The sequence below is a fragment of the Corynebacterium sp. 212_CJEI genome, from assembly GCF_001055915.1.
In the GTDB taxonomy this organism is placed as follows: domain Bacteria; phylum Actinomycetota; class Actinomycetes; order Mycobacteriales; family Mycobacteriaceae; genus Corynebacterium; species Corynebacterium jeikeium_D.
Genome location: NZ_JVPT01000072.1, coordinates 1 through 26,137, shown reverse-complemented (window position 1 = coordinate 26,137; position 26,137 = coordinate 1). Strand labels below are relative to the sequence as shown.

21 protein-coding genes are annotated in these 26,137 nt (G+C 58.4%); 14 read left to right on the top strand and 7 right to left on the bottom strand.

The window, feature by feature from the left end; all coding sequences use genetic code 11:
• Nucleotides 1-15 precede the first annotated feature (15 nt).
• The 3 genes from ADB02_RS09220 to acnA all read right to left on the bottom strand — a co-directional run bounded on the left by ADB02_RS09220 (nt 16) and on the right by acnA (nt 4,483).
• On the bottom strand, nt 16-765 hold the full coding sequence (locus tag ADB02_RS09220; protein ID WP_049170598.1) for a glutamine amidotransferase-related protein: 750 nt from the start codon (nt 763-765) through the stop codon (nt 16-18).
• A gap of 142 nt (nt 766-907) precedes the next feature.
• The gene (locus ADB02_RS09215; RefSeq protein WP_016422763.1) at nt 908-1,474 is read right to left on the bottom strand and encodes a TetR/AcrR family transcriptional regulator; all 567 of its coding nucleotides are present in this window, start codon (nt 1,472-1,474) and stop codon (nt 908-910) included.
• Between the two features lie 222 nt (nt 1,475-1,696).
• Nucleotides 1,697-4,483, bottom strand: a complete 2,787-nt coding sequence (acnA, locus tag ADB02_RS09210) for an aconitate hydratase AcnA (RefSeq protein WP_080969616.1) — start codon at nt 4,481-4,483, stop codon at nt 1,697-1,699.
• Between the two features lie 367 nt (nt 4,484-4,850).
• On the opposite strand from acnA, the gene ADB02_RS09205 reads away from it, so the two are divergent.
• From ADB02_RS09205 to ADB02_RS09180, 6 genes are all read left to right on the top strand, one after another.
• Entirely contained in the window at nt 4,851-5,360 is a 510-nt protein-coding gene (locus tag ADB02_RS09205; RefSeq protein WP_049190717.1) for a DUF6676 family protein, read from the top strand.
• Nucleotides 5,361-5,991: 631 nt separating this feature from the next.
• Nucleotides 5,992-7,620: a DIP1281 family NlpC/P60 protein gene (locus ADB02_RS09200; protein ID WP_049190715.1), complete on the top strand. Its 1,629-nt coding sequence runs from the start codon at nt 5,992-5,994 to the stop codon at nt 7,618-7,620.
• 54 nt (nt 7,621-7,674) lie between these two features.
• Entirely contained in the window at nt 7,675-8,679 is a 1,005-nt protein-coding gene (locus ADB02_RS09195; protein ID WP_016422767.1) for an AAA family ATPase, read from the top strand.
• Entirely contained in the window at nt 8,679-9,527 is an 849-nt protein-coding gene (locus tag ADB02_RS09190) for a DUF58 domain-containing protein (RefSeq protein WP_016422768.1), read from the top strand. Before ADB02_RS09195 ends, ADB02_RS09190 begins: the two co-directional genes overlap by 1 nt.
• A gap of 115 nt (nt 9,528-9,642) precedes the next feature.
• Entirely contained in the window at nt 9,643-10,635 is a 993-nt protein-coding gene (locus ADB02_RS09185; RefSeq protein WP_049190713.1) for a VWA domain-containing protein, read from the top strand.
• A 119-nt stretch (nt 10,636-10,754) separates the two neighbouring features.
• A complete protein-coding gene (locus ADB02_RS09180; RefSeq protein WP_049170588.1) occupies nt 10,755-11,813 on the top strand; it encodes a ferrochelatase in 1,059 nt (352 codons plus the stop codon).
• 40 nt (nt 11,814-11,853) lie between these two features.
• Here the strand turns inward: ADB02_RS09180 and ADB02_RS09175 are convergent, their stop codons facing one another.
• On the bottom strand, nt 11,854-12,711 hold the full coding sequence (locus ADB02_RS09175) for a hypothetical protein (RefSeq protein ID WP_016422771.1): 858 nt from the start codon (nt 12,709-12,711) through the stop codon (nt 11,854-11,856).
• Between the two features lie 65 nt (nt 12,712-12,776).
• Between ADB02_RS09175 and ADB02_RS09170 the strand changes: the two genes are divergently transcribed.
• From ADB02_RS09170 to ADB02_RS09160, 3 genes are all read left to right on the top strand, one after another.
• Nucleotides 12,777-13,631, top strand: a complete 855-nt coding sequence (locus ADB02_RS09170; RefSeq protein ID WP_049170585.1) for a DUF3097 domain-containing protein — start codon at nt 12,777-12,779, stop codon at nt 13,629-13,631.
• A 60-nt stretch (nt 13,632-13,691) separates the two neighbouring features.
• Nucleotides 13,692-14,129: an NfeD family protein gene (locus tag ADB02_RS09165; protein WP_042388696.1), complete on the top strand. Its 438-nt coding sequence runs from the start codon at nt 13,692-13,694 to the stop codon at nt 14,127-14,129.
• 91 nt (nt 14,130-14,220) lie between these two features.
• A complete protein-coding gene (locus ADB02_RS09160; protein WP_048734130.1) occupies nt 14,221-15,621 on the top strand; it encodes an SPFH domain-containing protein in 1,401 nt (466 codons plus the stop codon).
• A gap of 4 nt (nt 15,622-15,625) precedes the next feature.
• Here ADB02_RS09160 and ADB02_RS09155 read toward each other — a convergent pair whose 3' ends face one another.
• Nucleotides 15,626-16,198: a hypothetical protein gene (locus tag ADB02_RS09155; RefSeq protein ID WP_049190712.1), complete on the bottom strand. Its 573-nt coding sequence runs from the start codon at nt 16,196-16,198 to the stop codon at nt 15,626-15,628.
• A gap of 127 nt (nt 16,199-16,325) precedes the next feature.
• Nucleotides 16,326-16,997 (bottom strand): TVP38/TMEM64 family protein, encoded by a 672-nt coding sequence (locus ADB02_RS09150; RefSeq protein WP_052317814.1) that lies wholly within the window; start codon nt 16,995-16,997, stop codon nt 16,326-16,328.
• 386 nt (nt 16,998-17,383) lie between these two features.
• Between ADB02_RS09150 and ADB02_RS09145 the strand changes: the two genes are divergently transcribed.
• The 3 genes from ADB02_RS09145 to meaB all read left to right on the top strand — a co-directional run bounded on the left by ADB02_RS09145 (nt 17,384) and on the right by meaB (nt 22,683).
• Nucleotides 17,384-19,276 carry a methylmalonyl-CoA mutase family protein gene (locus ADB02_RS09145; RefSeq protein WP_049190710.1) on the top strand — a complete coding sequence of 631 codons (1,893 nt, stop codon included), beginning with the start codon at nt 17,384-17,386 and terminating at the stop codon, nt 19,274-19,276.
• Nucleotides 19,277-19,284: 8 nt separating this feature from the next.
• The gene (scpA, locus tag ADB02_RS09140) at nt 19,285-21,504 is read left to right on the top strand and encodes a methylmalonyl-CoA mutase (RefSeq protein ID WP_005510731.1); all 2,220 of its coding nucleotides are present in this window, start codon (nt 19,285-19,287) and stop codon (nt 21,502-21,504) included.
• A 66-nt stretch (nt 21,505-21,570) separates the two neighbouring features.
• The gene (meaB, locus tag ADB02_RS09135) at nt 21,571-22,683 is read left to right on the top strand and encodes a methylmalonyl Co-A mutase-associated GTPase MeaB (RefSeq protein ID WP_048734122.1); all 1,113 of its coding nucleotides are present in this window, start codon (nt 21,571-21,573) and stop codon (nt 22,681-22,683) included.
• Nucleotides 22,684-22,743: 60 nt separating this feature from the next.
• Here the strand turns inward: meaB and ADB02_RS09130 are convergent, their stop codons facing one another.
• Nucleotides 22,744-23,076, bottom strand: a complete 333-nt coding sequence (locus ADB02_RS09130) for an ArsR/SmtB family transcription factor (protein WP_048734120.1) — start codon at nt 23,074-23,076, stop codon at nt 22,744-22,746.
• Between the two features lie 186 nt (nt 23,077-23,262).
• On the opposite strand from ADB02_RS09130, the gene cls reads away from it, so the two are divergent.
• Both cls and ADB02_RS09120 read left to right on the top strand, forming a co-directional pair.
• Nucleotides 23,263-24,756, top strand: a complete 1,494-nt coding sequence (cls, locus tag ADB02_RS09125) for a cardiolipin synthase (protein ID WP_065421732.1) — start codon at nt 23,263-23,265, stop codon at nt 24,754-24,756.
• Nucleotides 24,757-24,909: 153 nt separating this feature from the next.
• Nucleotides 24,910-26,094: an IS256-like element IS3503 family transposase gene (locus ADB02_RS09120; RefSeq protein ID WP_011018353.1), complete on the top strand. Its 1,185-nt coding sequence runs from the start codon at nt 24,910-24,912 to the stop codon at nt 26,092-26,094.
• The last annotated feature ends 43 nt before the right edge of the window (nt 26,095-26,137 follow it).

The window sequence follows — 26,137 nt, the reverse complement described above, 5'->3', positions numbered from 1 at the left end:
AGAGGGGGACGGAGACTACTGCACCACTAGCAGGCTCGGATTGGCTGCATGCGTACATACGTGCATAAATCGGGGGATGATTGACGAGACGGCCTGGAGGTCCACATCAGATACCTTTAGTCGAATCGCGTCGACTTCCAACGGGTCAAAGTAACCGACGTCGGTGTAGAAAGACATTCTGCGGAGCAGTCCGTTAGCATTCATCTCCGGATGAAATTGGGTAACCCAGTTATTCGGTCCGATCGAGTACATCTGCACCGGACAGGTTGGACCTGTGGCAAGCAAAGTTGCGTGATTGGGAAGTTCCGCAACGGATTCCTTGTGGCCAGTCAACGCATAAAAAACCGGAGGCAACACCGAAGCTATTGGATCTTGAGTGGCGGCTTCGGTGAGCTCTACCCGGGTAGAACCCGCTACTTCGCCGTGGCGCAGGTTAACCAAACCACCCGAAGTAAAGGCTGTGTAGCTAGCGCCGTAGCAGATAAGCAGTGCGGGGACAGGACTCCTAAGTACGTCGTAAAGCACATCGTGCGAATACTTCTGCAAACCCGAATGCTCAAGGTCGGTGATGTTAAATGGGCTGCCTCCGACGAATACGCCGTCATAGGAGGTCAGGTCGGGCAACTTAGCGCCGACAGCGTCAATGGTAAACAGATCCAACTGGCTGGGCTCAAGCCCGGTGGAATCCAGAAAGTCCTGGTACTCGGCTTGCCCCGCACCATCTGCGGGGCGGAGCGCCACCAACAAAAACTTACCCACACTCATAAATAGACAGCTTAGTCCATATTGAGTGAAATCTATGCATCTTCACCGGTCAAACGGGGTAAATGCACGGCAGAAAGCCGAAACCCGCTCCCGTATTAGGGGAGCGGGTGGTACGTAACGCTATCAGGCCTAGCCTGAGTGGCTAGTCCTTGCGCCGTAAGCTGTCTTCAACTAAATCAAGCACGGAATCCAATTCGTCGACAGTGCGACCAGATGCCAGACGAACGATGATGCCATCGAGCATCAGCTCGAGAAAAAGCTGCATCGTGCGAACCGAATAATCCGACCGTAGGGAGCCGGATGAGGATGTCTGGGTCAATCGGTGGGCAACAGCGTCATCCAATTGATCCTGATGACCCAACCATTGGCCCTTAAACTCCGGATCGCTGCGAAGGCGACGGGCAATCTCAAGGCGAGTTCCCAGCCAGCCATGCTTGTCTGGGTTCGCCACGATGTCACGCATTACTTCCACTAAGCCGGAAGCCTCCGCGACTTCCGCCATATTTGCGGCATCTTCTTCGGCCAATGCTAAGAACAGACCTTCTTTGGATCCGAAGTGATGGAAAATAGCACCGCGAGACTTACCGGTAGCGGACTCCAGACGAGAGACCGTTGCGCCGTCGTAGCCGAATTCTGCAAAGCACTGCCGAGCGCCGTCGAGAATTTCGTGCCGCCGTTGAGCTAAATCCTGGTTACTCACTTTTGGCATAAGGAAACTCTTTTCTTGCCGGCGACGCCCAGGGACATGTTTCACTGCATGACGTGGCAGCGCCATTCCTATACTTCCCAAGCCTCATTTTGGTTGGGGTAGAGAAACCCGAGGCCGGCAGGGCGCTAGCCCGTGGGGTATGAATCCGCGGGCTAGCGCTACCTACCGGCCTCTAGAAGCGCTGCTTGTAACAAGCCCTAGCGCGCACGAGTCAAAGGGAAACTAGTTGCCCTTGATCATGTTGCGCAGGACGTACTGCAGAATACCGCCGTGGCGGTAGTAGTCAGCCTCACCAGGGGTATCGATGCGGACCACAGCGTCGAAGTCGAAGGACTCGCCGTTTTCCTTGGTAACCGTAACCTTGACGGTCTTCGGGATGGAGCCGTTGTTCAGCTCCTCCAGACCAGCGATGTCGAAGGTCTCAGTGCCATCGATGCCCAGGGACTTCCAGGACTCACCCTCCGGGAACTGCAGCGGAACAACGCCCATGCCGATGAGGTTCGAGCGGTGGATACGCTCGAAGGACTCAGCGATAACAGCCTTGACGCCCAGCAGCAGGGTGCCCTTAGCTGCCCAGTCACGGGAGGAACCGGTGCCGTATTCCTTACCACCAACGACGACCAGCGGAGTGCCAGCCTCCTTGTAGTTCATGGCAGCGTCGTAGATGAAGGCCTGCGGGCCACCCTCCTGGGTGAAGTCGCGGGTGTAGCCACCGGTAACACCGTCAAGCAGCTGGTTCTGCAGGCGGATGTTAGCGAAAGTGCCGCGCACCATGACCTCGTGGTTACCACGACGGGAACCCAGGGAGTTGTAGTCCTTGCGCTCAACGCCCATGGAGTCGAGGTACTGAGCAGCCGGGGTGCCCGGCTTAATGGAGGAAGCCGGGGAGATGTGGTCGGTGGTCACCGAGTCACCCAGGGCAGCAAGGACGCGAGCGCCCTTGATGTCGGAAACCGGTGCCGGCTCCATTTCCATCTCCTCGAAGTACGGTGCCTTGCGGATGTAGGAGGACTTGTCGTCCCAAGCGAAGGTCTTGCCCTCCGGGGTCGGCAGGTTCTGCCAGCGCTCGTCACCAGCGAAGACATCCTTGTAGTCCTCGTCGTACAGCTCGGAGGAGATGGAGGCCTCGATGGTTGCTTCGATCTCTTCGGTGGACGGCCAAATGTCGCGTAGGAAGACATCGTTGCCCTCTGCGTCCTGACCCAGGGCGTCAGTTTCGAAGTCGAAGTCCATGGTACCGGCGATAGAGTAAGCGATAACCAGGATCGGGGAGGCCAGGTAGTTCATCTTCACGTCAGGGGAGATGCGGCCTTCGAAGTTACGGTTACCGGACAGAACCGCGGTAGCAGCCAGGTCGGCCTCGTTGATGGCGGAGGAAATCTCAGCCGGCAGCGGACCGGAGTTACCGATACAGGTTGCACAACCGAAACCGGACAGGTAGAAGCCCAGAGCCTCGAGGTCCTTCCACAGGTCAGCACGCTTGAAGTAGCCGTTAACAACCTGGGAGCCCGGAGCACAAATGGTCTTGACCCACGGCTTAGCCTGCAGACCCTTCTCGACTGCCTTGCGTGCCAACAGACCAGCACCAATCATGACCGACGGGTTGGAGGTGTTGGTACAAGAGGTGATGGAAGCGATAGCGACCATACCGTGGTCGAGCGTGTACTCGCCGCCCTTCGGGGAAGTGACGGTAATCGGGGAGCTCGGGCGACCTTCAGCGCCGTTAGCGGCGGACTCGCCGTGGCCCTCGCGGGACTCGTTGTAGTCTGCGGCCAGCTCGGAGGTCGGTGCGGAAGCCTTGACAGCGCCCTTAATCTCGCCGTCGGAGTAGTTGTGCAGGTCCTTGCGGAACTGCTCCTTGGCGGAAGCCAACTCGATGCGGTCCTGCGGGCGCTTCGGGCCAGCGATGGACGGAACGACGGTGGACAGGTCCAGCTCGAGGTACTCGGAGTACTCAGCCTCCGGAGTGTTCTCGTCCAACCACATGCCCTGAGCCTTGGCGTAAGCCTCGACGCGCTCCAGGGTCTCCTTGTCACGGCCAGTCAGGGCCAGGTACTTGACGGTCTCATCGTCGATCGGGAAGATAGCAGCGGTGGAACCGAACTCTGGCGACATGTTACCGATGGTCGCACGGTTAGCCAGCGGCAGCTTGGAGACGCCAGCGCCGTAGAACTCTACGAACTTGCCGACGACGCCGTGCTGGCGCAGCATATCGGTGACGGTGAGCACAACGTCGGTTGCGGTAACGCCCGGCTGAATGTCACCAGTCAGCTTGAAGCCAACGACGCGCGGAATGAGCATGGAGATCGGCTGGCCAAGCATTGCGGCCTCAGCCTCAATACCACCGACACCCCAGCCCAGGATGCCCAGGCCGTTCTGCATGGTCGTGTGGGAGTCAGTACCAACACAGGTGTCCGGGTATGCCAGGCCGTTGTTCTCGAAGACAACGCGAGCCAGGTACTCGATGTTGACCTGGTGGACAATACCGGTTCCCGGAGGAACAACGCGGAAGTTGGAGAATGCGCCAGTACCCCAACGGAGGAACTTGTAGCGCTCATCATTGCGCTGGTATTCAATCTCGACGTTCTTAGCCAGAGCGTCTTCGCTACCGAAGGCCTCGATGATGACCGAGTGGTCGATGACCATCTCTGCCGGGTTCAGCGGGTTAACCTGATCCGGGTCGCCGCCGAGAGTCTTAACAGCCTCACGCATGGTAGCCAGGTCAACAACACAGGCGACGCCGGTGAAGTCCTGCATAATAACGCGAGCAGGGGTGAACTGAATCTCGATCGACGGATCAGCCGAAGGAACCCAGTTGGCGACAGCCTTGATGTGCTCCTCAGTGATGTTGGCGCCATCTTCGTTGCGCAGCAGGTTCTCACCGAGAACCTTCAACGAGTAAGGCAGCTTCTCCATACCCGGCACGGCGTCAAGAGCGAAGTAGTCATAAGACTTGTCTCCGACCTCAAGCTTGCGCAGGGCGTTGAAAGAGTTTTTGCTTTCAGCCACAGTCAGCTCCATTTCTATTCGGGTGAATTGTCGCCTTAACTGAAGAGTCCGGCACTCGAATTTCGGCTCTCCACAAGGCATAGGTGCGATCACGCCGCCCCTTATCAACCAATTAAAGCAATAATCACGACGCGGGGCACACGAGCCCACACACACGTTTTTAAGGAAGCGTTACCGTCCTTGCATCAACAATAACAGTACGAACGTTCTGTATGTAGATTGCTCGCGGCGCGCCGAGTCACGCTACCCCCGTTCACATCCAGAGCAGGCCATTATAGATAGGACAAACGAAGCAGCATCTCCGCCAAATTGGGGCGCGTGGAAACCATTCTCACGCAAAACAGGAGCACGATACGGAAGGCAATTAATGCATACGCCAGCAGATTCACAGGCAGCGAAAGAAACCGTCGCGAAGGTGGTCGCTCAGCTACGCACCGACAACATCGTGACAAATAACCCACAGCTCCGAGAAGCGGTCCAGCCAATTGTCGACGATGCAGCAAATCGGGGGGTGCCCAATTTCAATATCATCTACCTAGATAGCGAGAAGATTTACCCCGTCGCCGAACAAAAGAACACCGACATCTTTTCCTTTGCCCGCCAAGTAGCGGACCAAGTCGGCGGCACCACTGTCGTGCGCACACCGGGCAATGTGGCCACCGCATCTGCCGATTTCCCCCGCGCAGCCATTGAACGCGCCGACCACGCAATGATGGAGACTCCACGAGACTATCCGGCGGGTCTCGATGCCTATTTGCACGAGCTCACTAACTACGTCGTTCCGTGGACTCTTTACAGCCTCATCGCAGGCGTCGTTATCGTCGCACTCTTCGTCGGACTGACGTTCTACTGGCTACGCACACGCCCAACCGCCTAAGAGTTCGCTTTACGACGGACGCTGAAGCTAACGGTCTCACTGAATACATTCACCGTCCCCGGTTTTCCACCCCCAGGCGAAAGACAGGGCAAATGCCCCAAAAACTGGTAGCAGTAGAGAAATCAGCCACTATCTGAATTGGATAACACTGTTGCAGCCACCGTAACCGTGTCAACGATTTTCACAAAGGTCAAGCATTAAAGCTTGACCTTTTCTTATGTCCGGTACCCCAGGTAAAGACCCACGACACTCCGGCACGCCGATAAGTCATCTAATAGTGACATAATTCACATAGAAACCTAGGGCTCACCATAACCGCAGGCCACGACATATAACGAAACGGTCACAAAGAGGGGGACAGTTGGTAATTTTGTTACTTATGTTTTTTTAGAGCTTTTTGACCCGTAAAGTGCTTCGTGATGCCAATAGTGGACTCAAGGGTCCAGTATTGACCAATGAAAAACTCGCGGGAGCGCCGCTGTTGCTTTTGGTTCTGGTTTCGGTTCGACGTTTTTCGAAGTTCCACTCAAGACCTGGAGGCAACAACAGGAAGATATCCAACGATGGGGAAGTCGCTGGTGTCGATTCTGAGGCGTGAACGCACCCATAGGAGAAATGTAGGAGTAACGCGGTGCCGAGTAATCGCAAAGTCCGTGCATCATATTGGACTCGTCCAATTGCCGGTATTATCACGGCGGGTCTTCTGGCGACGAACACTCAGGTCGCAGCTGCACAACCACTAAATCCGAGCGACGCCCAGATCCGTCAAGCGCGCGAGGCGACCTCTAACGCCGAGTCGTACTTGCAGTCCCTGGTCGCCGAGGTAACTTCCAGCGAGCGCCGGGTATCTGACCTCGAGCTACGCATGGGCACTCTCCGCGAGGATGTCAACAAGGCCATGGTAGACCTTGAGAACGCTCGAGATGCCGCTAACCGTGCGCGCGAGGCGGTCGACGAGGCACGGATCCAACTCGACCGTTCCCGCGCTGAGCTCGCTAGTGCCCAGAAGCAGTTCGACGAGCTAGCACGCACCATCATGCGCCAGGGACGTTCCAGCGGCTCGATTCTCGAAGGTGCGCGAGATGCATCCGAGGCTATTAACCGCCTGTCCGCTTTGCGTCGCGAAGCTGATCGTCAAGAGCAGACCGTTGACTCCCTGGATAAGAATCGAACCGAGGCTGCTAACCAGGAGTCCACGCTTCGCAAGAAGAGTGACGAGGCTCAGCAGGCGGAAGCCACCGCAAACCAGCGAAACACCGATGCTCAGAACGCGTACTCCGAGGCAAACGAGGAGCTTCAAAAGGAGCAAGCTGATTACCAGCAGGCTCAGGTCGATCGCGATGCCGCAAAGGCATCTTTGGATGCAGCCCGAAACGCGGTCAACGAGCTGAACTCCCAGCGCCAGAATTACGAGAACGAGCAGGCCCGCAAGGAAGCGGAAGACGCCGCTGCCAAGAAGGCCGCTGAGGAAGCCGCAGCTAAGACTCGCGCCGAGGCGCAGTCGAACCAGACTGATGAGGATTCCTCTTCTGAGTCCACAGATGAAAGCTCTAGCACCACTGGTTCTACGGGCTCGACTGGTTCCACTAGCTCAACTGACTCGACTGGTTCCACTGACTCTACCGACTCGACTGGTTCTACGGGCTCGACTCGCTCGACTGGTTCTAACAGCTCCACTGGCTCCACCAGTTCCTCTGAGACGACCGAATCTTCGGACTCCTCTGAGTCCACCGAGACCTCGGAATCTTCTAGCACCGACAGCTCGTCGTCAAGCGGCACCCCGGCGCAGACTGTGGCGCCGACGAATCCAGAGACCGGTCAGAGCACCTCGGGTTCTTCCAGCCAGAAGGTCGAGACTGTCATCGCACGCGCGATGGGGCAGCTCGGTGTCCCATACGCATGGGGCGGCGGCAACGCCAACGGCCCGACCAAGGGCATCCGTGACGGCGGAGTAGCTGACTCCCACGGCGACTACAACAAGATTGGTTTCGACTGCTCGGGCCTGACTCTGTACGCCTACGCCGCTGTCGGCATTGACCTGCCTCACTACACCGGCTACCAGTACCAGCGCGGAAAGCACTACCCGGCATCTCAGATGAAGCGTGGTGACCTGCTGTTCTGGGGCCCGAATGGTCATGGCCACGTCGCTATCTACCTGGGCGATGGCAAGATGATTGAGGCACCGCAGTCCGGTTCTGTGGTTAAGATCTCGCCAGTCCGTTATAACGGAATGACACCGAACGTTGTCCGCCTCGTCTAGTTTCTAACGACGTGTTCTACAGGTCGGGCGACCGACCTAAAGAAGGGTTTCTCTGTGACCTACCCAACGCCCACTGACCACACGGACCTCGAGCGCGCATACGCGGAGCTGGGGAAGGTTGTGGTTGGCCAGGAGCACCTGATTAAGCAGCTCTTCATCGCGATGCTCGCAGGAGGTCATGTCCTGCTCGAAGGTGTTCCGGGTGTTGCGAAAACTCTGGCAGTGTCTACTTTTGCCACAGTGATGGGTGGGTCCTACTCCCGCATCCAGTTCACTCCGGATTTGGTGCCATCAGATATTGTCGGCACCCGGATTTTCCGCCAGGACACCTCGGAGTTCATTGTCGAGCCCGGCCCGGTCATGTCAAATATCGTGCTCGCTGATGAAATCAACCGCGCACCGGCGAAGGTGCAGTCGGCACTGCTGGAAGTCATGGCAGAGCACCAGGTGTCCATCGCAGGGGAGTCCACGCCAGTACCGGAGCCGTTTTTGGTTCTGGCCACGCAAAACCCAATCGAAAACCAGGGTGTCTACCCACTGCCGGAGGCCCAGCGGGACCGTTTCCTATTTAAGGTCCTCGTGGGTTACCCCACTCCGGCGGAAGAGCGGGAGATTGTCTACCGCATGGGAGCCACCCCTCCAGTCGCGCAGCAGATTCTCACCCCAGAGAGTGTTCGGGAACTGCAGCGCGCTACCCGCGAAGTCTTTGTCCACCACACACTGATTGACTACATCGTGGCCGTCATCGAACTCACCCGCAATCCGATGCGGGCGGAGTTGAAGGATGTCGACCGCTGGCTTTCCTATGGCGCATCACCGCGTGCAACTCTTGGTGCTGTCGCGGCTGCCCGCGCCCACGCGCTGTTTTCCGGTCGCGACTATGTCGTGCCGGACGATGTGGTCTCCGTGCTTCCCGACGTGCTGCGTCATCGCTTGGTCCTTTCCTATGAGGGCCTGGCCGATGGCGTTACTCCCGAACGGATTATTGACATCGTGTTGTCTCACGTGCGCCTTCCCCAAGGCGCGAGCACTGGCTCCGATGAGGGCACTGCCTCCTAATGTCAGCTCGTGAAGACGATCTTGCACGCGTCCTGGCGTACTTAGAGCTAACTGTTACGCGTAAGCTCAACGGACTTTTGCGCGGCAGCTTTCTCTCCACCGCTACTGGAGATGGCTCTGAGCCGGTTGGCTCCCGCGAATATGTTATCGGCGATGATGTTCGCCAGATGAACTGGGCAGTGACAGCCCGCACTGGAGTGCCGCACGTTCGCACCTCCGAGGCCGAGCGCGAGCTGGAGTGCTGGATTGTAGCCGAACCCGCCGCACGTCTGTCCACCGGCTTGGCCGATACCACCAAACGACATCTGCTCACCGCCGCTGCCGGCGCAGTAACGATGCTTAACGACGCCCCGGGGTCCCGAACTGGATTAATCGCCGGTGGCACTCCAGTGCCCGCGGGCCAGGGCCGTGCCCACAGCTTGATGCTGCTCAAGCAGTTGGCTGACGCGACTGCTGAGCATAACCTCGCAGCGGATATTGACACAGTAATGACTCAGGCTCCGCGCGCTGGGCTGTTGGTTGTCATCTCGGATTTCCTTGGATCACTCGATTGGGCGCGCCCGCTGCGCGTTGCCTCGGCCTCGACAGAGATTATGGCGATTCGCCTGGTAGATCCAGCCGATGAAGCCTTACCCGGCGAAGGCCCGGTGGTCATGGCGGATTCAGCAACCGGCGAGACCATTGAACTCAACATCAACGACAAGACCCGCGCCGAGTATGCAGCTCAGGCTCGTGCCCACCACGAGCGTGTAATCAATGAACTGCGCAAATGCCGTGCTCGCGTTATTACCTTGCGTACGGATTCCGATTGGGTACTGGATTTTGCTCGACAAATTGGCCAACATTAGCGTCTGAGTGGCCGCTTGTTAGTGCTATCTCTTTTGGGCCACCGACTAACCGGCTATAGCCACTGGTTTATACGCGACTGTTTAGGCGACTGGATGTGAGGAAACTGATACCGCGATGACGTTCCTAAACTCAACTTTTGCGCACCCAGGGTGGCTGCTCGCACTCGCTCTGCCTCTCGTGGCAGCCGTGGCCTATTGGATCAGCACTAAGCAGCGAAAGCAACGTGCCATTGCCTTTGGCAACTTCACCATCGTTGGGTCACTGGGGAATAAGTCGTCGGCACGCCTGCGCCATGTCGTGGCTATCAGTGCGCTGTTGTCGCTAGTTCTGGTCATCATTTCATTGGCTGGTCCGATTTCGGAGACCAAAGTCGCCCGCAACCGAGCGACGGTCATGCTGGTGGTCGACGTTTCGCTGTCTATGTCGGCGACAGATGTTGCGCCAGACCGCATCACTGCCGCTAAAGAAGCCGGCCAAGAGTTCGTGGAGAACCTTCCCGACGACCTCAATATCGGCCTGGTGACGTTCTCTGGTCGCGCTCGCACTGCTGTTAGCCCGACTACCAACCATGACACCGTGAATCGAGCGCTCCAGGCTGCTGAGTTAGATCAGGCGACTGCGACCGGTGATGCCATCGCAGCCGCGCTCGATGCCATCAATCAGTTCAGCGACTCAGTTCAGGGCGGGGGAGAAGGCGCCCCACCAGCTACAATCGTGCTGCTTTCCGACGGCAAACAGACCGTCCCACAAGAACTCGACGATCCCCGCGGCGCATATACCGCCGCCGCCGAAGCCGCCAAGGCCGGGGTGCCAGTCAACACGATTTCGTTCGGTACCGCGCAAGGCGCAATCACGGTTCAGGGCGAATTAATTCCAGTGCCTAACGACGACGATTCGCTGCGAGAGATCGCCCGTCGAACAAAAGGTGAGTTCTTCAGCGCTGGTTCCCTCGAGCAGCTCCGCGATGCCTATGGCTCACTGGAAGATGACATCGGTTACGAACTCAAGCGGGCCGAGAATCCGAGGCCCTATCTGATCGCAGCCTTCGCGATGCTGCTAGTGACCGTGGGCTCACTGCTTGTGACCAATCGTCGAATTCCGCAGTAGGGCTGGGTTAGGGTGCCGTCGTAAAGCGATTTGTATGGAACCCGATTGGCAGGAGACGCCGGGGGCATTGAGCAGTCGTCTTATGGAGTCCTCAGACTGCGCTACTAACATGATTAGCTATGTCTTCTGATAATTTTGACGCTATTTTGCTGTTGTCTTTCGGCGGTCCCGAAAAGATGGCCGATGTGCGTCCCTTCCTGGAGAATGTCACCCGCGGCCGCGGAATTCCGCCGGAGAGGTTGGACGAAGTCGGTGCACACTACGCGCACTTTGGCGGTAAGTCCCCGCTCAACGATTTAAACCGCGAAATTGTCTCCAACCTTAAGGCTGAGCTCACTCGCCGTGGCTATGACTTGCCTGTTTATTTCGGCAATCGCAATTGGCATCCGATGGCTGAAGACACCGCGGCAAAGATGGCTGATGACGGTGTTAAGCGAGCGCTCGTTTTCGCCACTAGCGCCTGGGGCGGCTACTCCGGCTGCCGCCAGTATCACGAAGACATTGCTCGGATGCGCGAATCTCTGGGCGACCGTGCTTTTGACATGGAGAAAATCCGGAGCTTCTACGATCATCCGCTCTTTATAAAAGCCTATGCAGACGCAGTGCGTGAGGCGTTTGCCAAGCTACCGGATGACCGCCGTGAGGACACCCGGCTTATTTTCACCGCTCACTCTATTCCGGTCTCTGCGGACAAGGCATCCGGGCCGGTAGAGCTCGGCGGAAATCTTTACTCCCGCCAGGTCAACGAAGCAGCACGGCTCGTCGCCGACGCAGTGGGTATCACCGACTTTGACGTCGTCTGGCAGTCCCGCTCTGGCCCGGAGCACGTGCCGTGGTTGGAGCCTGACATCGTCGACCACGTTGAAGCGAAGGTCGCCAACGGCCTCCGATCCGCAATAGTGTGCCCGATTGGCTTCATCTCGGATCATGTTGAGGTCGCCTGGGATTTGGATGCTGAGCTTCAGGATGAAATGGCTCATCACGACATCGTCATCGAGCGGGTCGCAACGCCTGGTCCGACGGCTACTTTCACCGACATGCTCGTGGAGCTCATCGAAGAGCGCATCGCAGATGTCAAGCCCCGCCGTCTGGGAAGTGAACCGCTACTCGGCTCGGCCTGCAACGGCGCCCCCTGCGCCGCATCCTGTTGTACCCCGGCAAAGCGCCGCCCACACTGATTCCTTTGGCGGCAATGGGGCCGCGGGGCAAGGCAAATCCCTAGCGAGTCCACTCCTGAATCGCGTATTCCACCGCGCTCATCCGCGCCTGCCGAATCTTCCGCCACAGCGGGATGAGCTGCGCATCAAACGCGGCGCTGCCGTGCCCCGACTCGCTGCCCTGTGCCACCGCCAGAATCGACGACACCCGATCAGCTCTGGCGAGCACTCCCAGTGCACGGCGTGGCACATCATCCGGCACAAAGGCCATGTCCAGGTGGTCATCGAGCATGCCGACCATCAGCCGGGGATCCACTTTCGGGGCACCACTGCTTGACGACGTCAGCGGTGAACGCGGCATCGCCGCAATCGTGGCAGCCGCAACCCGCGCCGCATCTGCCAGCTGTAAATCCGCCTCGCCAGGGGAGAGATAGGCCGGCTCGGGAATGTGGCCTTCCAGTGTGTACCAATGCCACTGCGGTAGGCCTGGCACCGGCGTTGTCACTGGTATGAGCACATGGTTCCAGCCCGGCTCCGCATCCGCAATCACAATGGCCGAGCCTGCTGCGCGTGCAGCTTCAGCGGCGTCGGTTCCCGCAGGCAGTGCAGGTGCATCACCGGGCCCGGAGAGAATGAGGCGGACGAGGGGACGGTGGTCACTGTGCCAATCTCCCGCTTCAGTAACCGCTCGAAGAAGGCGGAGCATGTCGCTTCGATCGAGATCAGCGTCGCAATCGATGACATTCGGAACCGTGGCGTCGGCAAGCACGAACGTCCCCGGAACTGACGTGGGTCCGCCGAGCGAGTCTAGCGCGTCGAGGAGATGATCGTAGTTTTCCAAACCCGACAACCACGCGCCCAGCCAAAGGGCGATGTGCTGAGTTGGACTCCAGACCTGGTCGAGAACACTGCGCTGCATAGTGCAGCTCATCCTAGTGCAGCGTGTCGTTGGTCCCGTAACCGATGCTGTTAATCTCAGTACCCATGAGCTTTCAAGACCCGTACCGCAATCAGGACGTGTTCGCTGGCGCACGTGGCCACCGCCGCCGTATCCCACAGCCGGCACGCGAGGTGACAGCAGAAAATGGTGTTGTCGTCGAGGCGTCCTATGACGGATTCGTCGGTGCCATTATCGGGTTGGAGAAAACTTTCGACGGCTGGTGCGTCCGGCTGGAGGGCCGCCACGGCAAGTCTCGGCTGTTTCCCATGCACGAGCGCGGTTTTCTCATCGACGGCAAACCTGTGACTCTGGTGCGTCCGAAAGCACAACCCAAAAAGCCCTCGCAGGATCTGTCGGCATCGGGCTCGCGCAAGGTCCACAACGTCAAGGCCAAGGTTGCTCTCCCCAGCCGTATCTGGGTCGAGGGTATTCATGACGCGGCAATCGTCGAGAAGGTGTGGGGCCACGATCTGCGTGTTGAGGGCGTAGTCGTGGAGTATCTGGAGGGCTTGGACAACCTTCCAGAACGCTTGGCCGAATTTGGTCCGGGTCCGAAGCGCCGCGTCGGAGTCCTGGCAGACCACTTGGTGGAGGGCAGTAAGGAAAGCCGCATGACTCAGCAGCTCGGCCCGCACGTGATGGTCACAGGCCACCCGTTTATCGATGTCTGGCAAGCGGTCAAACCCTCGTCGGTAGGCATCGAGGCATGGCCGGAAGTTCCCTACGGGGAGGACTGGAAGACAGGAATCTGCCGTCGCTTGGGCTGGGGAGACGACCCCAAGGAGGGCTGGCGACGTGTCTACGCAGGTGTACACACCTACCGTGATCTGGAGTCAGATTTGATTGGCGCAGTTGAGCGCCTGGTCGACTTCGTAACTGAGCCACATATGCAGTACTGACCCCGGAATACTGGCTCCACTCGCCCCACATTTGTTCTGCAAAGTAGGTAGGGTGAGGGCGTGATTCCTCTCCTTTGGCTCGGAGCAAGCCTCCTACTGGTTCTCGGTGAACTCGCAGTCGGAGATTTAGCACTGTTAATGCTCGGAGGTGGTGCACTGGCAGCGTCCGGTGCGAGCCAGCTTGGAGCGCCGCTTTGGCTATCAGTGGTTATCTTCGCCGTTGTGTCCGCCGCACTTGTGCTGACAGTTCGCCCTGTGTTGCGCAAAAAGATGGCAAAACCGGACAAGTCCGCCGAACTGGAGTCGCGTCCGGAACTGCTAGCGGGCCGTCATGCTGAGGTCATCGAGCCAGTTTCTTCGTCAGCGGGTCTGATTAAGGTCAACGGCGAGTTGTGGAGCGCGCGCAGTCTTCTGACTGCGCAGACCTTCGATGCGAAGGAAAGAGTCACGATTGTAGAGATTTCGGGCAATACCGCAGTAGTGGACAAGCTGCTCTGAGCAGTCAACTCACTTAAAGGGCGCTCGGAGCACTCTTAGTTACTGACCATTAAATAACTGACCACACAGTTTCTAGCTACGGGGGAATCTCATGGAAGGCTTTATCATCCTCGTCGTTTTCATTCTCGTGGTTGTTACCTTGGTTCTCAAAGCGATTGTCCTGGTTCCTCAGGGTGAAGCGGCAATCGTAGAGCGACTGGGACGATACACGCAGACACTGAACAGCGGCCTGAACTTCATCATCCCGATCATTGACCGAGTGCGCGAGAAGGTTGATACCCGTGAGCGTATGGTTACCTTCCCGCCACAGGCAGTGATCACCGAAGACAACCTGACTGTGGCTATCGATACCGTCGTGACCTTCCAGGTCAACGAACCGGATCGGGCAATTTACGGTATCGACGACTACATCTTCGGCGTCGAACAGATCACCACCGCAACGCTTCGCGACGTCGTGGGTGGCCTGACACTGGAAGAGACACTGACTTCCCGTGACTACATCAACCGCCGTCTGCGCGGCGAGCTGGACGAGGCCACTGCCAAGTGGGGTCTTCGTATCGCTCGTGTGGAGCTGAAGGCCATTGAGCCGCCACCGTCGATTCAGCAGTCGATGGAAAAGCAGATGAAGGCCGATCGCGAGAAGCGCGCCATGATTCTGACTGCGGAAGGTACCCGCGAAGCCGACATTAAAACTGCTGAGGGCCGTAAGCAGGCACAGATTCTCGCCGCCGAAGGTAACAAGCACGCAGCAATTCTGGCTGCTGAAGCTGAGCGTCAGGCAACCATTCTGCGCGCTGAGGGTACTCGCGCCGCTACCTACCTTGAGGCACAGGGTAATGCTCGCGCTATCCAGAAGGTCAACGCAGCTGTTAAGGCTTCACAGTTGACACCTGAGATTCTTGCCTGGCAGTACCTGGAGAAGCTGCCTGAGCTGGCAAATAAGGACGGCAATACTGTTTGGATGATTCCGTCGCAGTTTGGCGACAGTCTCGAGAGCTTCGCTAGGGCTTTCGGCAAGAAGGATGCCGACGGTGTCTTCCGCTATGAGCCTCCGGCCGTGAGCCGAGAGACCAAGGAAGAGGCTGAGCAGGGCCGCGACGAGAACTGGTTCGACATGTCGACTAATCCGGAGTTGGCTCGTGCAGTTGCCGCGGCGAACGAGGTCGCTAACCGCCCGGTTGATGATCCGGTAGCTGCAGCAGCTGGTAATACCCCTGAGAGGAAGAAGAATCGCCGCGCTGATTCGGCTCAGCCCGCTCAGCCTGAACAGTTGGGTGGCCAGAACGGCCCGGCAGCGGTTGAACCTGCGACACCGGCTGCGCCCGCTGCGCCGGCCACACCGGCTGCGCCGTCAGTTCCTTCCGGCAAACGTGACCTGCCCTCGGCTCCTGGCACCGGCAATACCAATGCAGGCGGCGGTACACACTCCGCCGAGCGTCCAGATTTTTCAGGATGGTCACGTGACCCTTACGCCCCAGAAAATGGGCAGTAAGCTTTTATAACTCATCAGCTCGCTGAAGCAGGTGGACGGCCAGGTTCCATCCGGCCAGCTCCGCCTGCCAGCCAGCTGCTGCGAGGCGCTGATTGACGGCCTGCTTTGAAACTCCCAATTCTTCCGCGGCCTCTACCTGTGAATAACCAGCGCGAACCAAACCAGTTGCCTCGCGGCCTTCGGGGGACCTGCGAGAGATAACGTGGTGCAGCAATGTGAATGCTGCACCAATATCCTCCGAGTAATCCTTACCACGCGGATTGTTAGTCCGAATGCGGGTTTTTACCGTGCCGGCCCTGCCTCCCTTACCGATGACTGAGCTCGATGCCAGATGCGCTTGCTCAATGTCGTCCTGAGGACAAACACCGATACCTATCGCCCAGTCACCTGCGGCCAATAGCGCCAGCACAAGCGTGGTGACTCCCACAGCATTTTCAGGAGCTGCGCGAAGCTCTTCGATACCTGCAACCTCAACAGTTCCTACGCCTTCCAGGCCGGAAAGTGCCTGCGCAGAGGCCTGAACGTGATCTGCCCTGCGAGTAGATCGACCGCGATACCTGGCAAAGACTGAATACATACGCTCTAGTCTAGCCCCACCCCTTGACAGTTGGGCTAAGACACTTTCCTTCCCTCCGCACACTCACGGGCGCCCCACACCAACTCGCCGAAAACTCACGTCTAGCTCAAGAGCGCCAAGCGGTGTTTTAACGTTTCGAAGAACCGGTTACGACAGGGAACTTGGCGTCCGCAAGAAGTCCCAGCAAGCCAAGCACGAGCAGAATTCCCGTGGCCACCGCAAAGCGCACGTCGAAGCCGACCAACAGCGCGTCGCCAAGCAGAACGACGGCGAGTGTGTTCGGCGCCGAACCTAGGGCAGTGGCGATGATATACGGCACGATGCGTATCGACGACAGTCCACAGGCGTAGTTGAGAAACGAAAATGGCACGCCAGCAATCATGCGCAAGCTGAGCACTGTGAGCCAGCCGCGTTGCTCCAACCGATGGTCGAGACTGAGAAGACGGCGGTTGGTCAGGTGCGTGCGAAACCAATCGCGTCCCAAAAACCGCACAATACAGAGGGAGAGAAGGGCAGAAACCGTCGTCGCAGTAATTGCCAGCAGGAAACCGAGCACTGGCCCGAAGAGAATTCCGGAAGCCAAAGTGAATACGGTGCGGGGGATTGGGAACTGAGTCAGTGCAACGTATGCGAGAAAGTAGAGGAGCGGGAACCAGTCACCGGCATCGATGGACCACTGCCGGATGGTAGCGACGGTGGGAACATCGACGTACAGCGTGACGACGACCCCCACACCTACGGCTAGCACCAGCAGAACCTTTTTGAGTGTAGGGGTAATTCGCACATCGGATACGTTCACCCATTTGAGGTTACCGGGGATTGCGGGGAAGCGTGTGACCTGCGCGTTGGAGGCTCTGCGAGGAGGGCTAGTCAGCGGCTAAAGGCGTTTGCCCATTATTTCACTAGGATGGGAATCAAGGTCACTATGCCTTGGCTCGAGCACTTGACGTGCCCGTCAGCACAAAACCGAACGTAAGGGTATTGCACAAATAGCTGAAAAGTTCAGTGCATGGACACTCGGGTGAGTCTTAGCGTCTGACTAGTGGCTCTTATTGACTATTGGAGGAAGCCAACGCCTTTAAATCCCTTTCCGTCGCGGAGAATTCGGAAATTGTCGCAGCCGAATTTCCTCGGTTATGGATTGATAGAGGCGTTGCTTAGAACATGTAAGGGAGAAGGTCTGTCGTGACTGACCGAACGACCCCCGAATCACCTTCCACGCTGCCACCAAACTTCGAGGAATTGCAGAATTCCTGGTATCAGGGCGTGGCCAAGGTATTCGCGCGGGTGCACAAGCAAGACGTTGCAGATGTACCGCTCGATATTTGGAAACGACTGATTCAGACCACCTATGACGGTGTCGATGTTCGCCCGCTCTACACCCACGCGGACGAGCTCGCGGAAAGCCCAGCTCCGGGCCAGTTCCCATTCGTCCGTGGCGCAAAGGTCACTTCGGACAACACCAACGGTTGGGGCGTTCGGGAAACCTTCGGTCGCCAGTACCCAGGTGAGGATGCACTTGACCCAAAGGCCGTCAACGAGACTCTGCTGACTGCACTGGAAAACGGCACCACGGACATCCGCCTGGACTTCACCGGCTCCCTCGAAGCCGCTGATGTGCCGGCTCTGCTCAACAACGTCTACGTCGACCTTGCTCCGATTGCCGTGCATGCCGGTAAGAAGACTGCGCAGGTTGCGGAAGCACTGACGTCCTACATCGAGCAGGCAAACCCGACTAATCCGGACGCCGTCGCAGTCGAGCTTTCCGCGGCTCCGCTGACCTCCGCTTTTGCCGGTATTGACGATATTTCTCTCGACGAGGCCACGCAGCTGGCCGTCAAGGCGGCTAAGCAGCCGGGCGACGTCCGTGCCCTGCTTGTCGACGGCGTTGTTTTCTCCAACCTGGGTGCAAACAACATCCAGGAGATTGGCTACAGTCTCGCCGTTGGTGTCGCCTACTTGCGTGCGCTGACCGACGCGGGCTTGAGCGCTGAAGAAGCCCTCGGCCAGATCGCTTTCCGCTTTGCCGCTACCGACGACCAGTTCGACACCATTGCGAAGTTCCGCGCCGCTCGCGTTCTCTGGGCCCGCGTTGCTGAGGTTATCGGCGCCCCTGAAGCTGGCCGCGCTCCGATGCACGCCGTGACAGCCCCGGTCATGTTCAGCCAGCGCGATCCGTGGGTCAACATGCTGCGTGTGACTGTCGCCTCCTTCGCCGCAGGTGTCGGCGGTGCCTCCTCAGTTGAGGTTCTGCCGTTTGATTACGCAGTTGTCGGCGGCATGCCGAACGTCTCCAAGACTTTCAAGGCTCGCATCGCTCGCAACACCAATCTGTTGCTGCTGGAAGAGTCTCACCTTGGTTACGTCGCCGACCCAGCAGGTGGCTCCTACTTCGTCGAAGACCTGACCGAAGAAATGGCCGACAAGGCATGGGAGATCTTTACCGGCACTGAGGCCGGCGGCGGTTTCGCCTCCGCGGAGGCCGATATTCGCGCCGCCCTGGACGCTACCTGGGAAAAGCGCCGCGCCGACATCGCACACCGCCGCACCAAGGTCACCGCCATCAACGAGTTCCCGAACCTGGCTGAGGCCCCACTGGCTCCTGAGGCCCGCCCGGAGGGCGACCCGATTCGCCGTTGGGCCAGCGACTTCGAGGCGCTGCGCAACCGCTCCGATGACTTCCTGGCTGAAAAGGGCAACCGTCCGCTGATTGCCATGCTGCCGCTGGGTCCGCTGGCCAAGCACAACATCCGCACTGGTTTTACCTCCAACCTGCTGGCTTCCGGCGGTATCGCCGTCGCCAACCCCGGCCAGGTTGTGCCGGGCGAGGCAGGTTTCGAAGAGGCAGTGAAGGCCTCTCCGATTGTCGTGCTGTGCGCAGCCGACAGCGAGTACGAGGCCTCGGGCCAGGACGCTGTCAAGGCCGCCCGCGCCGCCGGCGCTAAGGAGGTCTTGGTGGCCGGCTCCGAGAAGAGCTTCGCCAATGCCGCTGAGGACGCTCGCCCCGACGGATACCTGAACATGACCATCGATGCTGTCGCGGAGCTGTCCCGACTGCTGAACGAACTGGGAGCGTGAAGGAAGTAATGACCACCATCCCAAATTTCGCTGACATCTCCCGCAACACCGACGACGCAGCCGCTGCCACCAACAAGGCAGCTGCCGCGGAAGCTGGTGAAGTGTGGACCATTCCAGAGGGCATCGATGTCAAGCGCGTCTACGATCGCGCTGACCGCGACGCCGCTGCTGCCGAGGGCCACCCGGTAGATTCTTTCCCGGGTATCGCCCCATTCATGCGCGGGCCGTACCCGACCATGTACACCAACCAACCGTGGACTATTCGCCAGTACGCTGGCTTCTCCACCGCAGCTGAGTCCAATGCCTTCTACCGCCGCAACCTCGCGGCCGGCCAGAAGGGCCTTTCGGTCGCTTTCGACCTGGCTACCCACCGTGGCTACGACTCGGACAACCCGCGTGTGTCCGGCGACGTCGGTATGGCCGGCGTGGCAATTGACTCGATTTACGACATGCGTGAGCTCTTCCAGGGCATTGACCTGGGCGGCGTCTCGGTGTCTATGACCATGAACGGCGCTGTGCTGCCGATTCTGGCCTTCTACATTGTCACCGCTGAAGAGCAGGGCGTTTCGACCGAGCAGCTGCGCGGTACGATCCAGAACGACATTCTCAAGGAGTTCATGGTTCGTAACACGTACATCTACCCGCCGAAGCCTTCGATGCGAATCATCTCCTCGATCTTCGAGTACACCTCGGCAAAGATGCCGAAGTTCAACTCGATTTCGATTTCCGGCTACCACATTCAGGAAGCGGGCGCGACGGCCGACCTTGAGCTCGCTTACACGCTTGCCGACGGCATCGAGTACCTGCGGGCCGGTATTGACGCTGGCCTGGAAGTTGATAAGTTCGCTCCGCGTCTGTCCTTCTTCTGGGGCATCTCGATGAACACCTTCACCGAGATCGCCAAGCTGCGTGCAGGCCGCATCCTCTGGTCCGAGCTGGTTGGCAAGTTTGGCCCGAAGAACCCGAAGTCCCAGTCCCTGCGTACTCACTCGCAGACCTCTGGTTGGTCGCTGACCGCTCAGGATGTCTACAACAACGTCGCGCGTACTGCTGTTGAGGCTATGGCCGCAACACAGGGCCACACCCAGTCGCTGCACACCAACGCACTGGACGAGGCTCTGGCACTGCCGACTGACTTCTCAGCCCGTATTGCTCGTAACACTCAGCTGCTGCTTCAGCAGGAGTCCAACACCACGCGTCCGGTTGATCCGTGGGCTGGTTCCTACTACATCGAGTGGCTGACTAATGAGCTGGTCAAGCGTGCACGCCAGCACATCGACGAGGTCGAAGAGGCCGGCGGTATGGCACAGGCCACCATCGAGGGCATTCCGAAGCTGCGTATTGAAGAGGCTGCAGCTCGTACGCAGGCCCGTATTGACTCGGGTCGTCAGGCTCTCATCGGCGTGAATAAGTACCAGGTCGAAGAGGACGAGGCCATCGAGGTTCTCAAGGTTGAGAACTCCCGCGTGCGCCAGGAGCAGATTGACAAGCTGGCTCGCCTGCGCGCCGAGCGCGACGAGGAAGAGGTTCAGAAGGCACTGGCCGCTCTGACCGACGCTTGCCGTAACCCGGGTGAACCGGGGGACCTGGACAAGAACCTTTTGAAGCTCGCTGTCGACTGTGCTCGCGCCATGGCCTCCATCGGTGAAATCTCCGACGCCATGGAAGAGGTCTTTGGCCGCCATCAGGCCGAGATCCGTACTCTCTCCGGCGTCTACAAGGACGAAGTTGGCAAGGAGGGAGCCGTGTCCAACGTCTCCAAGGCCATCGCCATGGCCGATAAGTTCGAAGAGCAGGAAGGTCGCCGTCCCCGTATCTTCCTGGCCAAGATGGGCCAGGATGGTCACGACCGTGGCCAGAAGGTCATCGCGTCCGCCTACGCGGACCTCGGCATGGACGTTGACGTGGGACCGCTGTTCCAAACTCCGGAGGAGGCCGCCAAGTCGGCAGTCGACTCGGATGTCCACGTCGTCGGTGTTTCTTCGCTGGCCGCCGGACACCTGACGCTCGTTCCTGCCCTGCGCGATGAGCTGGCAAAACTGGGTCGTGAGGACATCATGATTGTTGTCGGTGGTGTTATCCCACCGGGCGACTTCCAGGAACTCTACGATGCCGGCGCCGCGGCTATTTACCCGCCGGGCACTGTCATCGCTGATTCGGCAATCGACATGATGACCAAGCTCTCTAACGAGCTGGGCCTCGACCTTGCCGTTGACGAAGAGTCCTAAATAACTACCGCATCCGCGCTGGGCTGACTGTTCAGCTCAGCGCGTTGTCGGAATTGAGAAGTAGCGATGAACGAGTATCTTGAAGAAAACCTGGGCACCCTCGTCACTACCGCTGGCACGGTCGTTGAGGGAAAGACCGCTGTAGCCCCCGAAGTCGTCCGCCGTGCGCGACGACGGATCGATGTCGACGACCTCTTTGAGGGCGTGCGGGCTGGAAACCGCACTAAGTTGGCCCGGGCAATCACGCTGCTGGAGTCGACTGCTCCGGCGCATAAGGTGCTGGCTCAAGAGCTACTGGTGAAGTTGCTGCCATTTTCCGGCAAGGCCATGCGTGTCGGCCTTACCGGCGTCCCCGGCGTCGGTAAATCAACCACGATTGAAACCCTCGGACTGAAGCTGATCGAGGAGGGCCACCGCGTTGCAGTGCTGGCCATCGACCCGTCGTCGACGAAGTCCGGTGGTTCGATTCTGGGCGACAAGACCCGTATGTCCCGACTCTCGGCCGCGGATGAAGCCTTCATTCGTCCGTCGCCCTCTGCGGGCACACTCGGTGGTGTCGCCAAGGCAACGCGTGAGGCCATGGTGGTGCTCGAGGCCGCAGGCTACGACATTGTCATCGTCGAAACTGTCGGCGTCGGTCAGTCCGAGGTCGCGGTGGCCCAGATGGTGGATACGTTTGCGTTTCTGGCACTCGCCGGCGCTGGTGACCAGCTCCAGGGCATCAAGAAGGGTGTGCTGGAGATGGCCGACGTGATTTCTATCAACAAGGCGGATGGTAAGAACTTGCGCCCGGCAAAGCGCGCTGCGCGTGATCTGATGACGGCCATGAAGATGGTTCGTTCCTCAGACCAAGTCTGGACGCCACCGGTACTGACTATGTCGGCATTGGAGGACGACGGCATCGACAAGTTCTGGCAAGCCATCGAAGACCATGTCGAGGCTATGCACGAGAATCATCTCTTTGATGAAAACCGCGCTAACCAGCAGATTAAGTGGATGTGGTCCATGGTTCACGAGACGCTCTTGCAGCGGCTCAACACCAACGAGGCTGTGCAGACAGAGAGCACCCTGGTGGAAAAACAACTCCGCTCGGGGCTGCTCACACCGACGCTCGCCGCCCAGCGCATCATGGAGGCATTTGACCAGGGAAGGGCATCGAACGCCGGGCTCGCCAACTAGGTTCAGAAAGGCGCGGGGTTTTCGTCGTAAAGCGAGTAAAGCGGGCGTATCCGTGTGCGCCTACTGACCGCGGTGATGGGGCGGATCGCTGTAGAGCGTGTGTTCGGCGAAGTGGAGAGCGTTGACCACGAGGTTGGTAAGGTGCTCGTCGGGCTGAGAGTAGAAGCTAGACGTGCCCTCCTTGCGGGTCTGCACCATATTGGCCATGCGCAACTTCGCCAGGTGCTGAGAAATCGCGGGGACGGGGCGATCGAGCGCGCTAGCGATGGCGGTGACGGTCATCTCCCCGTCACGGAGGAGCGACAGGATCGAGAGACGCGTCTTGTCGGCCATCAACTTCAGTACGTTAGTGGCAACGTCGAACTCGGTGCTCGTAGGAGCCTTCTCAGTCATTTGGAGGGGTAGTCCTTTCGAAGTCGACATGCCAAACGCTTGCGATGTTCAATGAGTTGAACCTTACTACGTATTGATACCAGTATTCAATTTCAGATGTCACAATAGGCTGTCACGAAAAGGGGAGAGTGCACCTAAGGGGCCGCGACCAAAGGTACTGAAAATTCCTTCAGTAATATCATCTGCATGGATTGGTTGATGGGTACCTTCCCGTGGCTGGTGGAGGACTTAACGTGGTGGCAAGTACTATTTTTCGCACTCGACTACACGATTAAGTTCATCGCGATTGGATGGGTGCCGGAAAACCGAAGCCCATCGGCTTCGACGGCGTGGCTGCTGCTGATTCTGCTGATTCCATTTATCGGCCTACCTCTGTTCCTCTTCCTGGGCTCGCAGCAGATTACGGGCCGTCGGCATGAGGTACAGGCACTGGCACAGGAGCTCATTGCGGAACGTACCGAGCATCTGCCCGACGTACCGGACGATGCCGAGATAGAAGATGACGTTGTCAACGTATTCAAGCTCTCGCGCCAGCTCACGGGAATGCCGGCAATTGCCAGCGCGGAAAAGGGACTTTTCACCGAATACGACGCCTCCATTGACCGCATGATTGAGACCATCGATGCGGCCCAGAAATCAATCCACGTGCAGTCCTACATCTTTGCACTGGATTCCAGCACGGAGCCTTTCATACAGGCTCTTGAACGCGCGCACGACAGGGGACTAGAGGTCAAGGTACTGGTCGATCCAATTGGTTCGTGGAAGTACCCCGGCTACTACAAGCTGAAAAAGCGCCTGGACCAGGCTAAAATCTCCTGGCACCCAATGCTGCCCGTGAGCTTACTGAAGCTCACCTGGCGCCGCCTGGATCTGCGTAATCACCGCAAGCTCGTAGTGATTGATGGCGACATTGTATTCATGGGCTCGCAGAATTTGATTGAGCCCGAATATCAGAAGAAGAAGAATCATAAGATCGGCCGGCGCTGGGTGGACACATGGATTGAGCTCGAGGGCGATATTGCGCTGGCCTTCGACGCAATTTTTGCGGTTGATTGGACCAGCGAGCTATACAAGACCCCAGATGCCACCAGGAACTATTCACTCCACAACACCGAAGTCAACGACAACTACAACGTTGTCCAGGTGCTGCCGTCGGGTCCGGGCTTCAGCACGGAGCCGAACCTGCGCGTCTTCAATAACATGATCTACCAGGCACACGAGCGGATTATCGCCGTCAGCCCGTACTTCGTCCCCGACGAATCCATGCTCATGGCGCTGACCTCTGCCGCATATGGAGGCATCGACGTCCAGCTCTACGTCAACGAAGAGTCCGATCAGTTCATGGTCGGCCACGCGCAGCAGTCCTACTACCAGGCACTGCTAACCGCTGGCGTGAAGATCTACCGCTATCCGGCGCCTGCGGTCCTGCACTCCAAGTTCATGGTTATCGACGACCGCATGGCCATGTTCGGCTCCTCCAATCTGGATATGCGCTCGTTCGGCCTCAACTACGAGATCACGCTTCTTTCCGCCGCCGGTTCCATCGTGGACAAACTGATCATGCTTGCCGACGAGTACCGCGACAAATCTTTCCTGCTCACCCAGGAGGAATGGAATGACCGGCCCCTTCGTCAGCGCTACCTGGACTCTGTTTTCCGCTTGACCTCGGCGCTGCAATAGGGGGTTAAGTAAAGAAAAGTGTGTCCGCATGCCACCATAACCCCAGACCACACACCACAAATCACCAAAGAATAGCTCCCCGAAAGCTATTACCCACACCATCCCGCACCTCCGGCCACATTTGTGCTAACCGCACACCGGTTGGATTAAAGGATGACCACCAACCGCCCCAGCTGCCCACTATGCGGCAACAACACAAAGAAAAACGGCACCACCAGCAAATCAACCACCCGTTGGCGCTGCACCCACTGCGGACACTCCTTTACCCGCAACACCCAAACCCACAACAAAAACACCGCCACCATGGCTTTGTTCATCCAATGGGCCACCGGCACCCAATCTCTAACCACCTTCGCCGCACACCATGGCGTAACCAGGCAAACCATGCACCACCGATTCCGATGGTGCTGGTGGATCATCCCCACACCCACCATCGACTCATTCCGCATCCATGACCAAATCTTCCTCGACGCGACCTATCTAAAGTCCGGATGCCTCCTGATCGCAGCCAGTAAAACCCACGTCATCAACTGGACCTGGGCCAGACACGAAACCACCGCCGCCTACACCGAACTCCTACGCCCCATTGCCGCACCACTAATCGCAGTCACAGACGGCGGACAAGGTGCCCAATCAGCCATCCACCACTGCTGGCCAACAACACGCATCCAACGCTGCCTCGTCCACGCCCAACGAACAGTCCGCCGCCACACCACCAGCAACCCCCGCACCGATGCCGGCAAAACCCTCTACCGCCTAGCCCTGAAACTCACTCGCATCACCGACCTTGACCAAGCATCCACATGGGTCGCCCACCTGCACGAATTCGACCACACCTACCGGGAATGGATGAACGAGAAAACCACCATCAAAGACCCTGCTACCGGCGCCTACACCAAGGTCTACACCCACCAACGCGTCCGAGCGGCCTATCAATCATTGCTATCTCTGCACCGCAGAGACCTGCTGTTTACCTACCTGCAACCCCCACCAACAACCATCGACCCCGACAACCTTGCAGCAACAACAAACAGCCTCGAAGGTGGCATCAACGCCCCCATAAAAGAACTAGCCCGCAGACACCGCGGACTATCACTACCGCATCAACGCACAGTGATGGATTGGTGGCTGTATCTACATACAGAAGTCCCTGACGATCCGGTCAAGATCGCCAGGGACCAACGATGGGGTCAAGACGCACTTTCCACAGCAACAGACCTGATCACCCACAACACCACAGCCACTACCAATGACATCGGTGCACCAGCAGAATACGACACCGCCATCGACACCAGCTACCAACACAACCTCGGCATCCAAAAAGGCTGGATCAAATAACCGCAACACGCCCGGAAAAGACACACTTTTCTTTACTTAACCC